This window comes from Polaromonas sp. P4_F4 (assembly GCF_056401355.1).
This window is the reverse complement of sequence record NZ_JBFUJO010000048.1, coordinates 1-14,829: the sequence shown is the minus strand read 5'-3', so window position 1 is coordinate 14,829 and position 14,829 is coordinate 1. Positions and strand designations below refer to the sequence as shown.

At 55.7% G+C, this 14,829-nt stretch carries 12 protein-coding genes and 1 pseudogene; 8 read left to right on the top strand and 5 right to left on the bottom strand.

The window, feature by feature from the left end; translation table 11 throughout:
* Both AC1DUR_RS25340 and AC1DUR_RS25335 read left to right on the top strand, forming a co-directional pair.
* Nucleotides 1-1,034: putative O-glycosylation ligase, exosortase A system-associated (locus tag AC1DUR_RS25340; protein WP_477722334.1), on the top strand; the 1,034-nt coding region annotated here is incomplete at its 5' end.
* Nucleotides 1,031-1,978, top strand: a complete 948-nt coding sequence (locus AC1DUR_RS25335; RefSeq protein WP_477719985.1) for a polysaccharide deacetylase family protein — start codon at nucleotides 1,031-1,033, stop codon at nucleotides 1,976-1,978. The genes AC1DUR_RS25340 and AC1DUR_RS25335, both read left to right, overlap by 4 nt.
* Before the next feature lie 64 nt (nucleotides 1,979-2,042).
* Here the strand turns inward: AC1DUR_RS25335 and AC1DUR_RS25330 are convergent, their stop codons facing one another.
* Both AC1DUR_RS25330 and AC1DUR_RS25325 read right to left on the bottom strand, forming a co-directional pair.
* Nucleotides 2,043-3,713, bottom strand: coding sequence for an asparagine synthetase B family protein (locus AC1DUR_RS25330; RefSeq protein ID WP_477719984.1), 1,671 nt, complete (start codon nucleotides 3,711-3,713; stop codon nucleotides 2,043-2,045).
* A 34-nt stretch (nucleotides 3,714-3,747) separates the two neighbouring features.
* Nucleotides 3,748-4,977: a right-handed parallel beta-helix repeat-containing protein gene (locus AC1DUR_RS25325; RefSeq protein ID WP_477722333.1), complete on the bottom strand. Its 1,230-nt coding sequence runs from the start codon at nucleotides 4,975-4,977 to the stop codon at nucleotides 3,748-3,750.
* Nucleotides 4,978-5,227: 250 nt separating this feature from the next.
* On the opposite strand from AC1DUR_RS25325, the gene AC1DUR_RS25320 reads away from it, so the two are divergent.
* From AC1DUR_RS25320 to AC1DUR_RS25305, 4 genes are read left to right on the top strand one after another with little or no spacing between them, the layout of a single operon-like run.
* Nucleotides 5,228-6,373, top strand: coding sequence for a glycosyltransferase family 4 protein (locus AC1DUR_RS25320; protein ID WP_477719982.1), 1,146 nt, complete (start codon nucleotides 5,228-5,230; stop codon nucleotides 6,371-6,373).
* Between the two features lie 12 nt (nucleotides 6,374-6,385).
* Complete coding sequence (locus AC1DUR_RS25315; protein WP_477719981.1) at nucleotides 6,386-7,645, top strand: glycosyltransferase; 1,260 nt, start codon at nucleotides 6,386-6,388, stop codon at nucleotides 7,643-7,645.
* Nucleotides 7,646-7,656: 11 nt separating this feature from the next.
* Entirely contained in the window at nucleotides 7,657-8,928 is a 1,272-nt protein-coding gene (locus AC1DUR_RS25310; RefSeq protein WP_477719980.1) for a glycosyltransferase, read from the top strand.
* A gap of 1 nt (nucleotide 8,929) precedes the next feature.
* Nucleotides 8,930-10,372 carry a lipopolysaccharide biosynthesis protein gene (locus AC1DUR_RS25305; protein WP_477719979.1) on the top strand — a complete coding sequence of 481 codons (1,443 nt, stop codon included), beginning with the start codon at nucleotides 8,930-8,932 and terminating at the stop codon, nucleotides 10,370-10,372.
* Nucleotides 10,373-10,397: 25 nt separating this feature from the next.
* Here AC1DUR_RS25305 and AC1DUR_RS25300 read toward each other — a convergent pair whose 3' ends face one another.
* The 3 genes from AC1DUR_RS25300 to AC1DUR_RS25290 form a co-directional block, all read right to left on the bottom strand.
* Nucleotides 10,398-11,288 carry a glycosyltransferase family A protein gene (locus tag AC1DUR_RS25300; protein ID WP_477719978.1) on the bottom strand — a complete coding sequence of 297 codons (891 nt, stop codon included), beginning with the start codon at nucleotides 11,286-11,288 and terminating at the stop codon, nucleotides 10,398-10,400.
* 30 nt (nucleotides 11,289-11,318) lie between these two features.
* A complete protein-coding gene (locus tag AC1DUR_RS25295) occupies nucleotides 11,319-12,050 on the bottom strand; it encodes a class I SAM-dependent methyltransferase (RefSeq protein ID WP_477719977.1) in 732 nt (243 codons plus the stop codon).
* A 503-nt stretch (nucleotides 12,051-12,553) separates the two neighbouring features.
* Entirely contained in the window at nucleotides 12,554-13,792 is a 1,239-nt protein-coding gene (locus AC1DUR_RS25290; RefSeq protein ID WP_477719976.1) for a hypothetical protein, read from the bottom strand.
* Nucleotides 13,793-13,883: 91 nt separating this feature from the next.
* Between AC1DUR_RS25290 and AC1DUR_RS25285 the strand changes: the two are divergent.
* A pseudogene (locus AC1DUR_RS25285) lies at nucleotides 13,884-14,232 on the top strand (leucine zipper domain-containing protein); the annotation flags it as partial.
* 245 nt (nucleotides 14,233-14,477) lie between these two features.
* Nucleotides 14,478-14,829: hypothetical protein (locus AC1DUR_RS25280; RefSeq protein WP_477722332.1), on the top strand; the 352-nt coding region annotated here is incomplete at its 3' end.

The window sequence follows — 14,829 nt, the reverse complement described above, 5'->3', positions numbered from 1 at the left end:
TCTCGTTTCATTTTGATCTAAGTTTCCCCTTGTGGAATCGGGTCATGAAGATCGACCTGATGGTACTCGTCGCCATGGTGGTGCTTTATTCAAAAAAGCACATCATGCTGTTGGCATGGGTGTTGGTAGGTTCCCTTGGTTTTTACGGTGTTAAAGGGGGGCTGTTCACTTTGACAACCGGAGGGAGTTACAGGGTCTGGGGGCCAGCTGGAAGTTTCATTGAAGGCAATAACGAGATCGCCTTGGCCTTGATAATGATCATTCCGTTTATGCGCTTTTTGCAGCTGACGACTGAGTCGGTATGGATCAAACGCGGGCTATTTGTAGCCATGCTGCTGTGTGCCACTGCAGCATTGGGTAGCTACTCCCGCGGTGCCCTGCTTGCCATCGCGGCCATGGGGGTCGTGTTGTGGTGGCGCAGTGACAAGAAATTTGTAGGGGCCGGCCTGCTCGTGGTTGTGAGCGTCATCTTATTGTCGTTCATGCCAGAGCCATGGTGGGCAAGGATGGAAACGATCGGCACCTACAGCGAAGATACATCCTTTACCGGGCGCATCAACGCCTGGTGGATGGCCTGGAACTTGGCGAAAGCCAATTTTTTGGGCGGTGGATTCATGATCTACGAGCCTGCTCTGTTTGCCTTGTATGCGCCCAATCCTCTGGACATTCATGCCGCGCACAGCATCTACTTCATGGTGCTGGGTGAGCATGGCTTTGTGGGCCTCTTCCTGTTCTTGCTGCTTTGGATTTTGGTCTGGCGTTCGGCTGGGCGTTTGCGACTACAAGGGCAAGAACTACCTCAAACCCATTGGCTCTCTCACTTGGGGGCTATGTGTCAGGTTAGCCTGGCTGGCTATGCAGTGGGGGGCGCTTTCCTCAGCCTGTCGTATTACGACCTGCCCTACAACATTATTATTCTCGTCGTGCTGGGCCGCCGCTGGATGGATGGCAAAGAGTGGATCAAAGAGGTTGAGCAAGAAGCTTCCGCGCAAGTTGGAGTACTGAGCGAGAATGCCAAGCCGACCCAGCCATGACGCTGCTCACGCCACTGTTCCATTTGATGTCGCCCGCTGGCCCCCGTGCCCGACTGCCGGTGCTCATCTTTCACCGGGTATTGCCAGAGCCCGACCCGCTGTTTCCTGATGAGTTGCATGCCCGCCGGTTTGATGAGGTCTGTGGCTGGCTCAAGTCGTGGTTCAACGTATTGCCACTTGACCAAGCTGTGGCCCGCCTAAAATCCGGGACGCTCCCTGCACGCGCCGCCTGCATCACCTTTGACGACGGCTATGCCGACAATCACCACATCGCCTTGCCCATCCTGCAGCGCCACGGCTTGAGTGCCACTTTCTTCATTGCCACCGGTTTTCTGGATGGCGGCCGCATGTGGAACGACACCATCATCGAGACCATTCGTGCCAGCAAAACACCGTTGCTGGATTTTTCTTCACTGGGTTTTGGGCAATACCCCGTTAGGACTCTTGATGAAAAGAAGGACGCTATTGCTGCCCTCATTAATCAAATCAAGTACCGGCCCGTTGCGGAACGAATCAGCATCACCGAACAACTGGCTCATCTGGCCCAGGTGCAGCCACCTGACGACCTGATGATGACTTCACACGAGGTGAAAGCCATGCGCCATGCTGGCATGCAGATCGGTGCTCACACGGTTTCTCATCCCATCCTGGCCCGGCTCACCGAGGAGCAGGCCCGAAAGGAAATAGGGGACAGCAAGATTTTTTTAGAGCAACTGCTGGGTGAGCGCGTTGGCCTGTTCGCATATCCCAACGGCAAACCGGGTGAAGACTACATACCGCAAAGTGTGGAGGTGGTGCGCAGCCTGGGCTTTGATGCTGCCGTTAGCACAGAGTGGGGCGCCTCCCGCACGGGCGACGATCTGCTTCAAATCCGCCGCTTCACGCCATGGGACCAAACCCGACTGAAGTTTGGGAGCCGTCTTTTAGCGAATTTGCGCACTTAATCGTGCTCAAATTGGCCACTTGTCGGCGTTATATCAGAGCAGCTTGCTACGAAAAAAAGTAATTCTATTTTGCCAGACTGAACTGCGGTGCCTTGGCCGCAAGCCACTGCTCCAGCATCATCAATATCCACACCATCTCGCCATAGTAGCCTGGGTGCTCCGGCAGGCGCTGCGTTAGCAGGGCCTGAACAAAATCAGCCCGCACCACGCCACGCTTGGCCAAGCTATTGAGGGAGTCGGTGGCCAGGGCCTTGAGGGCAGGGTGGGTGTTGGCCCATACCCCAAAAGGCAGGCCAAAGCCCTGCTTCTTCTTGCTGATGATCTCGTCCGGTAAAAAGCCGCGCAGGGCCTCTTTAAAAAACCAGCGCAGTTTCAAGCCCTTGAGCTTGTAATGGGTGGGCAGCCGTTGCGAGAACGCCACCACCCGGTCGTCCAGCATCGGGAAGCCCACGTTCACCCCCGCCAGCGCGGTAGTGCCAATCACCTTCGGCAAATCACAATCCGCCAATGTGTAGCGCCAATCAAAGGCCAGCATGCGGTTCACCAGGCCGTCAGTGCGAGTCTCCGCCCAAACGCAGCGCTGCTGCCGGTCAGGATTTTGCTGATCCACCTGAGCAAGCAGCACTGGTGTCAGCATCTCCTGCACACCCAAGCGGTACAGCAGGTTGTAGGTCATCATACGGTCAGGCATCGGTACCGTTGCCTGGGTAACATAGCTGGCGGCTTTTCGTATCAGTGGAATCTGATTCATGACCCCCAGCTTGGAGATGGGTTCCAGTAGACCATTGCGCAGACCAGCTGGAATGCTGTCGTACCAGCCAAACACTCGTTGTTTAGCGTAGCGTGTGTTGCCGCCAAACAGTTCGTCGCCGCCATCACCCGCCAGTAGCTTGCTCACGCCGTCTTCACGAGCCATCTTGGCGCAATAGTAGGCAGGCAGAGCGGATGAGTTCCCAAAAGGTTGGTCATACGATGCCGCTACAAGGGCTATGCTGCGTACCAGGTCATCAGGCGTGACGTAATACTCGTGGTGTTCGGTCTTGAAGTGTTTGGACGCCAGACGCGCATATTCCATCTCGTCATAGCCTTGCGCGTCAAAGCCGATCGAGTAAGTGGCCGCTGTTTTTCCACTGGCGAGGGCCACCATGCCCGCCACCGTAGAGCTGTCGGTGCCGCCACTGAGAAAACAGGCCGGTTTGCCTCCAGCAAGCTGCGAAGCTACTGCGTCGTGCAGCAGTTGCCTGAATTCATCCTTTAGCGCGTCAAACGAGGCGTTTTGCTGTTCGTCGAAAGTTGGCGCCCAGTACGGCGCCACAGTCAGTTGGCCATTTTCAAACAAGGCGTAGTGCGCTGGCGGCAGCCGGTAAATGCCCTTGTAGATGGTGCGCGGCGATGGGATCACGTGAAAGTACAGGTAGTCAAAAATCGCTTGTGGGTCAATCTCGGTGCTGGCGTCAGTCAGCTCATCGGCGCGGGCAGCAAAGCGTATTTGCCCGTTGTCCACGCGATAGCACAGGGTGCGGATGGCAAAGCGGTCCACCGCCAGGAAGGTGCGCCCTGGCCCGCACAGGCCCACTGCAAAGTCGCCGGTCACGCCGCTTGCTGCCTGCGCCCCCAAAGCTACCAAGGCCTCGCGCCAAGCTGCCAGCACGCCCTCTGCTAAAGCCAGGCTGGCCAGGCGCGAATCAGAAAACCGTGGCGAGCCCAGTATGAGCGATAAATCCTGATCAGACATGAAGCGGGCCATTCAAAAGAAAAAATGAAAGGCACTACTTGAGGCTTTGCAGCGCACCCGGGWGACGCGCTGCGCCCTTGAGCCGTATCGTTTTTCTCGGATGCGCATACTCGCTGTCAGGCATCAGGGCTTGGTCGTTAGCCACGCCGGCGTCGACAGCGCGGCCTAGCAGTTTGGAATTGTGCTTGAGCCGGTAGTCTTCACGCGCGGCCAATTCGAACTCGTCCCAGTCCACTGTGAAATTGTTTCGGTAGTCACCGGGTCCGRCCGAGTCAAGTTTGCTCAGTCCCACCAGCAGGTTGTTGACGGCCTTCACAATCACATTGCCGGGTTTTACGCGCAGGAACACGCCGCCCTGGGGTCGGTTGTCTACCAATGTATTGTTGACCAAGTAGAGCTTATTCCTTGGCCACTTGTAGTCCTCGGTGCCATATGAGATAAGGTTCGGGTTTTCCGTCTGCGTGCCCTGCTGGATGATGTTGCCAACGACGTAGGCTATGCCGCCATTTGGGAATTCCAGCTCATAACTGGCGCGGCCCCCTGACTCGTCGGTCAGCCGGTTATAAAAAATACGATTCACTGCCGCCCGACTCTTGAGCAGATGGCCAACGCGGGCATGGTGAAAATAACTACCAGTTACGGATAGGTGCGCGATAGCGCCAACGTAAAGATTGTGCGTAAGACCATCTCCATAGCCGTTAAGAGCAAACTCACTGTTCTCTATCTTGAGCACGAGTTCAGGAAAGTTGCTGGTCAGGATACCGTTTTCATTGTTCAGAAAGGTGCAATCGCGCACGGTCAGCGAACCTTTTTCAAACCTGATGCCTGCTGCGTTGTGGTCTGGAACTGTTGCACCAGAAAATTCAAAGCCTTCGACGGTCATCCCCTCTGCGCGTACCACCCATATACCTTTTCCTTCCATCGCCGCACCGTTCGCGATAAGACGTGCCCTGCCACCAATGGCGCGCAGACTCAAATTGTTCTGGGTCCACAAGGCCACATCAGCGACATAGTCCCCAGCATCCACCTCCACGGTATCACCATCCTTTGCCCGCCTGGCCGCTTCGGAAATGGTTTTGATAACGCGGTTAGCCCCTACGCGAATGACCAGCCTGGTATCCGATACGGGTTCCGCTGGCGCAATGGATTGAGCTGCATTAACCAGTGGTACCGGTGCCACACCTGCCAAGGAGAACAGAAGCATCAGGAAAAACTTGTTTGCTTGTTGAACTAACACCTTATTTCCTTTGCCTTGGACGGACATGTATTATTTTGATGAGTAGACCGTTCACAGCTTATCGTGTAATGTCATTCATTAATCTGCCTGTCCGTTTGATGTTTCGCAAAAAACAGCGCTTACCCCCGTTTCGAAAAAAGATATAAATACCTGCGACACGCCCAGTGTGCTGCAGGGTAGTTTGTGCTTAACACTGCCTATTTGATATAAATCAAGTGGCGCTCTTATCCTAGCGGCTTAGTGTGGTTGCGTAGTTATTTTTTATCGATGAATATTTATGGATGTGCAGAAGCCCTTCAGGGAAGGTGCCATGACACAGCGAAAGATTCGCGTGTTACACCTGTTGTATGCCTTGGGGGTGGGTGGAACCGAGCGCCGTGTATTGCGACTCGGGCTTGGGCTTGACCCCAATTGCTATGACGTCCATGTCCTGACCATGCGACCCGTTTTAGGCGGCATGCTGCCTTGGCCCCAAGAGCGCCACACCTACTTCCCCGTCAAACCCGGTTTTCAATGGGCACGGCTGTTTGCCTTGGCCAGGTTCATGCGGGACGGTCACTTTGATGTGGTGCACAGCCACAACTGGGCCACCATGTTCTATGGTGTGCTGGGGGGGCGTTTAGCGAGAGTACCCGTCGTATTGCACGGGGAACATGGCCGCAACGATGCGGATCGCGCAGGAGTCCCATGGAAGCGCGAACTTCTCTCGGCCTTGCTGGCCCGCTTGGCGACACGGGTGGTTGCAGTCAATGACGCAATTTCGGCTGATATACGAGTGCGCTGGAAGCTGGGCGCGCCAAAAATTGTCTGCATCCCCAATGGGGTTGACCTGAACCGGTTCATACCGCGTGCAGCTGATGCCCGAGCGAACGACGAATTCGTCATCGGCACCATTGCCCGCTTTGATAGCATCAAGAACCTGCCCTGTCTGGTGCGTGCCTTTGAACGCGTGCACTGTACCCACCCGCAACTCAAGGCGCGGCTGATTATGGTCGGTGCTGGTCCGGATTTCGATGCGGTTCGCAATCAAGTGCGCCTCGGAAATTCAGCAGCAAGGATTGATTTCGTTGGCGAGACTGACAGGCCGGAGCAGTGGTATCCCCGTTTCGATCTGTTTGTTAACACCTCGTTTTCCGAAGGCATGAGCAATTCGATTCTGGAGGCCATGGCCTGTGGTGTTCCGGTGGCGGCCTCCGCCATTTCAGGTAATTTATGCTGGCTACGGGAGGACATTAACGCCTTATTTTTCCCCTCGGATGACGATGCGGCGTTGGCCGATAGATTGATCCGTTTTGCATCAGACCGTGCCTTGGGAAAACGTATCGGCGCAGAAAACCTACGCCGTGTGCACGCAGAATATGACAACCGTGGCTTTCTCAGTCGGTATGACGCCCTTTATCTGCAATTACTGGCAAAAGGCTAGCGAGCACCTTTTATGAAAGTATTATTTCTGACGATGTGGTATCCCAACTCGCAGGACCAGGTATCGGGAACTTTTGTGCATGAGCAGGCAGAAGCATTGCGCAAACAGGGGGTCGACGTGCGAGTCATGCACCCGCTCCCCATGGCGCCCTTTCCGGTGACTTTGGTAAAGAAATCATATCGGGATCTGGCCGCCGTGCCAGATGAAGAACTCGATGCCGGGCATCCGAAGTATCACCCCCGCTATCTGACCTTGCCCGGACACCGCCTTTATGAGCGGGTTGGTGACTGGATGTATCACGGGATCCGCAGCCGGATCAAGTCCCTGTACCGGGACTGGCCTTTCGATATCATCCATGCCCATGCCACCTATCCTTGCGGTTACGCTGCTAACCGCTGCCGGGATGAACTGTTTCCCCAAGTCAAGGTAATACATACCATACACCGCACTTGCATCATTGATGCCCCCAACTACAACCGGGCATGCTTTGAAAAGGTCCGTATCAGCCTAGAAGGAGCCGACTTCAATGTTTTCGTTAGCGGTGAGGGGATGCGGCTCGGGCTTGCCTATACCGAGGGCCAAATTGCCGAACGAAGCCAATACATCACCAACGGCGTCAACACTGAAAAGTTTTCGCTGAGCGATGCGGAACTGCAAGAAGTGCAAACCCTCAAGGCCGCTCACGCAGATACCTGGAACCTGGTATTTGTGGGTTACCTAAAGGAGGTAAAGGGTATCAAGGAACTGCTAGACGCGACCAGGAACCTGGTGGCGCATGGTCAGCGAAATCTGCGCCTGTTTCTGGTGGGCGACAACCAGTTGGGCTCGTACGTCGATGATTATCTTGCGGCGAACGGCTTGCGGGATGTCGTGGTGCGGATCGGCGCTGTGCCGCACCAGCAAGTCAAGATATGGATGCGCTTTGCCAGCGCCTTTATCTTGCCATCTCATTCGGAAGGAACGCCGACAGTGCTGTTTGAAGCCTTGTTCATTGGGGCGCCGAGTATTTTTACCCAAGTGGGAGGCGTCGGAGATATTGTGACCGACGGACAAGAGGCGCTGTTGATACCCCCCCGTTCGGTACCCGCTATCGAGAAGGCCATCGCAACATTTATGACCGATCCGCAGCTCTGCCAGAAACTCGCTACGCGCGGTCACGAACTTATTAGAGGCCAGTTTACCTGGACGCTTAATGCGCAGGCTCATATGGGCGTATACCAGCGTCTGCTTCGCCTTGGTGCCATCAAACTCAAAAACATGGAGCCTGCGTGAAACGAGTCTTGATGATTGCCTACCACTTCCCGCCTCTGGCAGGCAGTAGTGGCATCCAACGAACATTGCGGTTCGTGCAGCATTTGCCATCGTTGGGATGGCAACCCCTGGTGTTGAGTGCAGACCCTCGCGCCTATGAAAAAACCAGTGACGATTTACTGACCGATGTGCCACCTGGCACAGTGGTGCGGCGCGCCTTTGCGCTGGATACCGCCCGCCACCTGCAACTCAGGGGGCGCTACCTGGGCTGGATGGCCCGCCCAGATCGCTGGATCAGCTGGAAGTTTGCCGCTATCCGTCAGGGGCTCAAGCTGATTGATGAGTTCAAGCCCGATGTCATCTGGTCCACTTACCCCATCGCTACCGCGCACGTCATTGCCTCCGAACTACACCGCAAGAGGGGCATTCCATGGGTGGCTGATTTTCGTGACCCGATGGCGCAAGAAGGTTACCCGGCGGACCCGCTTACATGGCAGTGTTACAAAGACATTGAAGCAAGCGCTGCAGAGCACGCAAGCTACTGCGTTTTTACAACGCCCGGCGCGGCACGCATGTATCAGCAGCGCTTTCCTTCTACAGCTGACCGTATGGTGGTGCTGGAGAACGGCTATGACGAAGAGAGCTTTGCGTCTGCTGCAGTGCAGCCAGGGTTATCGCCCCAGAGTCACAGCGCCGCTGCCCCTTGCGAGCGCCCGTTGGTCATGCTGCACAGTGGTATCGTTTACCCATCAGAGCGTGACCCAACTCAACTGTTTGCGGCACTTGGCCACCTGCAAAAGGAGGGCACGCTGAGCCCGGCTGACCTGCGCATCCGTTTTCGCGCGTCGGTGCATGAGGACCTGTTGCGAAGTTTGGCCCAAACCCACGGTGCGCAAGATTTTATTGAGCTGTGTCCCGCTATTTCTTACCGCGAGGCACTGGCCGAAATGCTGGCGGTTGATGCCCTGCTGGTTATGCAGGCCAGCAACTGCAATGCCCAGATTCCGGCGAAGATTTACGAATACCTGCGGGCTGGAAAACCCATGCTGGGTCTGACAGACCCGGAGGGCGATACCGCTGGCGTTCTGAGGGGGGCGGGGTTAAATGACATAGCGCGTCTTGATTCGGCGGATGAAATTGCGCTTTTGTTGCCTGCGCTGGTGCGTAAATTGCGCGAGGGCAGGGCGGTGCTGCCGCAAATACTGGCTGTGCAACAGGCCTCGCGGCGCGGGCGTTCACAGGCCTTGGTAGCTTTGCTGAATCAAATGACTGCTGCGCAAAGCGTTTCAGCAAGCACGCGCTGAAATGTCCACCCGCAAATCGCTTTTTTTCTCCTTTCTGGATCGCTATGCGAGTCTATTGATCGCCGTCGCGTCTTCCATGGTGATTGCACGCCTGCTGACGCCTACTGAGATCGGGGTGTTTTCGGTCACCATGGTGCTCCTGATGTTTGTGGCGACCGTGCGGGACATGGGTGCAGGCCAGTACCTGATACAGGAAAAAAACCTCACAACCGAACACATCCGGGCCGTGTGGGCCGTGCAATTGGGCTTGGGCCTGGGGCTGGCTTGCGTGGTGCTGCTGGCCAGTAATCCCGTAGCGGTGTTCTACAACGAGCCCCGCATGCGCGACATCATGCTGGTGGTGGCTTTGAACTACGCGATCAATCCCTTTGGCTCGCTCACCTATGCGTGGCTGATGCGGGAAATGCGGTTTGAGAGCGTTGCGCTAATGCGATTTAGCGCCGGCCTTGGCGGGGCGCTGGTGTCAATCTGGCTGGCCTGGAAGGACTATGGCCCCATCAGCCTGGCTTTTGGGTCGCTGGCTTCTACCGTGGTCAACGCACTGATGGCGATTTACTTTCGGCCAAAGTCTTTTCCATGGGTACCCGGCATGGGAGAGATTAAACGCGTCTTGGTGTTTGGCTCACAGCTCACGGCCAGTTCCATCGTAAACGTCATATCAGGTAGTGCACCAGAGCTTTTGCTTGGCAAGTTGCAAGACTTGACTGCTGCGGGGCTATATTCTCGCTCCAGTGGTCTGGTGAATATGTTTCACAGGCTCTTTGTGGATGCGGTGGGTGCCGTGTGCCTGCCCTGGTTTGCCAGGCAATCACGCGAACGAGGCAGTTTTGTTGACCCCTTCCTCAAAGCCACAGCGTACGTTACGGCATTTGGCTGGTCGTTTTGTCTCGCGGTCGTTTGTCTGGCGCACCCCATAGTGCGTGCCTTGTATGGCAATCAGTGGGACCAGTCGGTTGACCTGGCGCGTCTGCTGGCAGTGGCCATGCTTTTCAGCGTGCCAGCTGCTTTGTGCAGCACGGCGCTGTTGTCATCCGGCGCAGTTACCACTATTGCTCGTGTGACTGTTTTCAGTGCGATTCAGAGCATGGCGTTTGTGGCGCTCGGTGCTTCGCTAGGTCTTATGGCGCTGGGTTTCGCCATGATCGCGTCCGCAGCGGTGAGTGCCACTCTCTGGCTGCGAGCAACGAACAGGCACATTGACCTGACATTACGCGGGCTGCTCCCCACCTTGCGCAAGAGTGCGGTGGTTGCCTTGCTGGCGGCGATTGGACCGGCCCTAGTACTATGGATTTACGGGCCCTACCCTGAAGGCCTTGTGATGCCCCTGGTGTTGGGCGGCGCAGGCGGTCTGGCAGGTTTTGTGGGGGGGATTTTTCTTGTTGAGCATCCGCTGCGGGGGGAGGTCACGGCGGTCTGGGCAAAGATCAGGCGGCAAGCAGTTTGAGCAGGAGTCATCATGCCGCGCGTCGTCAAGAGGTAGGCCAGCGCGGAACCAGACGTCTGGTGTATGTCAGGTATCTGAGTCCGCCGGGCAGCATCAAACTGCGCAAATGGTAGTCAATCGCTTCTAGCCTTCGGCCGCGTGACAACGCCCGGACAGATTGATCGTGCCAGTCTGAACTCATCCGTATCTGGATAGATCGGGCCACATCGAGTGGCGGATCCAAATCCAGCATGCGTTGATACAGGGTCTGGTATGCATCGTGGTAACACTCTGATTTTGAGAGCGAGCCCGGGGTGTCGTGAATGCGAAAGGTCGGCTGATTGATGGCCACAAGCTGTTTTCCGGCCAAGGCAAGCTTGAAAGCCAGCCATGTCCATTCCGCATAGGAATGTGAGTCAGCGAAGAACGTCGGTGGGAAAGACGAGCTTCGATAAAGTGCATTACAGCTACTCAGCCAGTTGGACTCGAAAAGGCTGGGCAAGGGCGCAAGGGGAACTTGTTCGATCGAGGCCATCGCCGGCTCGTCGATTTCGCCATTGTTCCGAAAGCCGCTGGTGATAACTGCATCGGCGTCAGTGTGGGAAGAAAAGGCAGAAAGCTTCAAATCGGTCCCACCGATCAAATACTCGTCATCGTCGTCGAGAAAAGAAAAAAACGGTGTTTGCACCAGTTCCCGACCACGAAGAATAGCCAACGGCAATGACGGTGTTGCGACACGTTCATAGTGGATATCCGGCTGGGCCTTCAGCCATTGACAAATACCATGGTCAGCACTATCGCCATTTACGACAGTTATTATCCTGACCTGTTTTGTTGAAGAGCGTCGGATGGACTCAACCGCACGTCGAAAGAGTGGCTCCTTTTCCTTGATCGCAATCGTGGGAATAATTACAGAGACACTCGTCGAGGAATCCATTTGGTTGCGTTTTTCGTAAATGGGCTGGAACTATTTGGGGGGTGGGTACTTCCCAACCATGATTTGATAAAGTCCCATATTGAATATGTTTCGTGCTGCATCGTACAAAGGAATGACACCAAGTTTTTTTAACACATTCAGAATCTTTGGGGCGCTGGTTACTCGAAAAATCCCCTGATAGGAGAAGTCAAAAATGAAGGTGTGTTGATCGAGCACGGTGAGCCCTGGAAAAAGATCTCGTAATCCTTTTAAAGACAGCCATTGCTCCACCAGCTGTGCACCGTGGGCTCCCGCATCCCACACCTTTTTTACTTTCGCATTCGGCGTAGTGAGGATGATGTGCCCGCCGTCTCGGAGTAAGTGTCGAACGGTTTGCGAGAAGGCCTGTTGATCAGGGACGTGTTCAATTACCTCCGATGACACCACTAGATCGAATTTTTCATCGGGGCGCCACTTCGTGATGTCTGCGACGCGATACTCGACATTTGGCCATCGCGTTTGAGCACCGCTTACTCCCGTTTCAGACAAATCAACGCCAATAACGGACCCGAACTTTGACAGCTCGTTTGATATCCAGCCGCGACCACATCCTAAGTCGCAAATTTTCATTGGAGTCTTTCCCGTGTTTTCCGTAATCAGTGCAATGCCACGCAGAATTTCTGCTAGCCTAGTTATCTCATGAGCGTTCAGGCGCTGGTCGTGATTTGCCCAATAGGCGTCGTAATAGCGTTGATGCTCTTCAACGCCATTTTCTTGTTTCATGTGCCTCCCTAAAAAACGTTGTTTGATAGTAACGGGTGATTGGCAAGATAATGTGATTTTCTGGCACTGGGCTTACTGACAGTTTCCGGAAAGTTGTTAGAGCGCCGTTACTTTGAATTAAGTCTGCTTCCTATCCTCACTCACCTCAAAGATACTGTAGATTGCTGCTTAGCTCTTTCCAATTTACTGGCGCTCTTCATCTGGTTTAGCAATCCAGAAACGCGATGTCCGGGTGCCGGGTGGCGCGTTGTCMAGCCCGGTGTTGCGGGCAGCACCGGGCCCACCGTTGGGCGGCACAATAACCTGCACATGGGGGCCGCAGCGGCAAGCTCGGGGCCTGCCGGGGCTGGGGATGCGTCGTCCACCACTATCACATGCACCGGCAATGAACAACCCTGCTGGGTTGCAATACTGGACAGCGCTTTGGCAAAAATACCTGGCGATCTTTGGCAGTAAGGAATGACAACGGTAATCATGCGTTTTAGCCGGGTGTATGGAGCGGATCAGGCTGCGGTGCGGACAAAGAACACGTTGCCATTGTGCTTGTTTGCAACCACCAAGCCCCTGAGTTCAGGAACATACTGCATTGCGTTCTGAAGGCCGTTCGTTCGTGCCGCTGGTGCGATGCCTGCCATTGCGGGTTCGTCGACAAACCAGGTTTCGGGATGCACACGCAAGATTTTGATGGAGGCCCCCGAATTGAACGCGACTAAATAGCGGTCAAGGGTTTCGTCGTAGATTACCGCCGGGTAGCCGCTCAGCGCCAAGGCCTCGGCCCCCAGCCCGGCAAATGCCATCATGACTGGTGCGCCATCGAGATGGCGTACTTCCGGAGGCGACGCGCTGGATCCCCCGACGAGGAGTATGCGGTTGCGACGCGGGTCGATGGCCGCACCGGCATACCAGCCCGCCCTGGTTACATCAGACAGCCGCGTCCAGGTGTTGGTGGCGCTCGCCCAGCGATACCAGCCGGAACCATAGCTTTTGGAGTAGTACACATCATCGGTCCAAGGGTGCTTGACACAGAGTGCCGCGATGTAGCTACCCGTACCCGGAAACTGCGCCACGTAGTCTGGTGCGTCCCAATCGCCCGTCGCCACGTTGAAGCTGAATGAGCGCTTGTCGCCCACATATGGAAAATTGCTCGGGGCAGGTGGAAACGGCCCCGACACTCCGGGGCTGCTAAACACCATCATGCGATCCAGGGGCTCAATGAACTGTGTTGCGTAGTAGGTGTGGGTGGCTGACGGCCGCCGGTCGAGGTAAAACTGTGTGCCGTTGATGATGTCGGCGTTCGGCGTCGGGCCACGCAACTGAGTCCACCGGGGGCGGGGTACATTCAGTTTCAGGGCATTGACTTCATTACCCGCGTAGTCGCCGTGCCCCCCAGCCGCGCCGAGCAGATAAACGCTGCCGCGTCGCTTCAGGCAAGCACCACACCACGCGTCAATCTTCGAGCTGGGACCTGAGATGCCCAGGGGCCGTTCGGAAGGATCGACGCTGGAGAGCGCAGTGTTGGGAATCTGGTGCCACTGCCAGATCGGCAGGGTGGCGACCCAGTCAGGCAAGGGGCCGTTTGAAGGCGGTAGAGGAGGGCGTGGCACTGGTAGCAATTTGGTTTCTGCGGCAGCAGCCCCACGACCGCAAGCCGCCAGCAACAGCGAGCCGAGCGGTGCCGACGCGAAGTGCAGGAACTTTCGTCGTGTATTGAATGCAACTTGCGTGCAAATGGGGTGATTCATCGTCTAGGTGTGATGTTTCAATAGGTTGATCACCCGAGGCGAAGGAAGATGGAGGTTCTGACATCTCCCAACTTTCTTCAGGACTCCCCGGATGAACATCCATAAGAATGCCTCAATTACGCCCAAAGGTCGAGCCAATTTGATTCGTGAAATTGATCGGATTGGCCTCAAGCCAGCGGCCGCAGCCGCTGGCTTGAGCACGCGCACGGCCCGCAAGTGGCAGCGTCGCTTTCCAGGAAGGCCGCCCTGGCTTCTCTGGCAGCAGCTCCCGGCCCCTGGGTCCGCAGCGCAGCTGCGCCAGCAAAATCGAGCGGACCGTAGCGTTGCGCAGGCTCAGCGCCTGACCTATGAGCGCATTGCCGAGCGGGTGGGGCTGTCGCGAAGCGCTGTCGCACGGACCTGCAAGGCCGCTGGCGCAGCCGAGCTGCCCACCTTGCAGGATCCGTCAGGGAGTACAGGGATGGTTGTGCCTGTAGTGAACGAACGCGCGCCGCATAGAGGCCTGCAATTGCCGCTAACCACGGCAAGATTGCCCAGGAATTCGGGAAAGTTCCGCGCAGATTTATTATCTGAATCTCATAACGCTCAACTCACGCGTTGGTGGGTGTTGTGCAGACCTTCCCAACAGCGTTGAGGGGCGAAATTGTGGCGAAAATTCAAGATAGAATGAAATGTTTAATATGCAATGAGACTCGTCGTCTGGCACCGTTTTAAACTTTTGGTTCGCGAATTGGGCCCGTCAACCACGTTCCTGTATTTGCTGAATCGCCTTTTTCGCCGTGTTAATAGTAAATTCGGTTTTTATTATTACTTCTTTGTAGCCCAACCTGTGGCTGATCAACCTCGCCTGCCGTCCACCCGAGGAAGGAAATTCTCATTTCATCTGCTAACGGAATTCGCCCCCATTTTGAACAGCCTGGATCGCCCGTCGACTGTGATACGTCAACGCTTTTCTCAAGGGGCCCAATGCCTGTTGGCAACTAAGAACGATGCCGTGGTTGGGTGCATATGGTTTATTCCGAACGCTTATGCTGAAG

Coding starts and splice junctions, on each gene's coding strand:
- AC1DUR_RS25335 (WP_477719985.1), top strand. CDS start 1,031: ATGACGCTGCTCACGCCACTGTTCCATTTGATGTCGCCCGCTGGCCCC.
- AC1DUR_RS25330 (WP_477719984.1), bottom strand. CDS start 3,713: ATGTCTGATCAGGATTTATCGCTCATACTGGGCTCGCCACGGTTTTCT.
- AC1DUR_RS25320 (WP_477719982.1), top strand. CDS start 5,228: ATGGATGTGCAGAAGCCCTTCAGGGAAGGTGCCATGACACAGCGAAAG.
- AC1DUR_RS25315 (WP_477719981.1), top strand. CDS start 6,386: ATGAAAGTATTATTTCTGACGATGTGGTATCCCAACTCGCAGGACCAG.
- AC1DUR_RS25310 (WP_477719980.1), top strand. CDS start 7,657: ATGATTGCCTACCACTTCCCGCCTCTGGCAGGCAGTAGTGGCATCCAA.
- AC1DUR_RS25305 (WP_477719979.1), top strand. CDS start 8,930: ATGTCCACCCGCAAATCGCTTTTTTTCTCCTTTCTGGATCGCTATGCG.
- AC1DUR_RS25300 (WP_477719978.1), bottom strand. CDS start 11,288: ATGGATTCCTCGACGAGTGTCTCTGTAATTATTCCCACGATTGCGATC.
- AC1DUR_RS25295 (WP_477719977.1), bottom strand. CDS start 12,050: ATGAAACAAGAAAATGGCGTTGAAGAGCATCAACGCTATTACGACGCC.
- AC1DUR_RS25290 (WP_477719976.1), bottom strand. CDS start 13,792: ATGAATCACCCCATTTGCACGCAAGTTGCATTCAATACACGACGAAAG.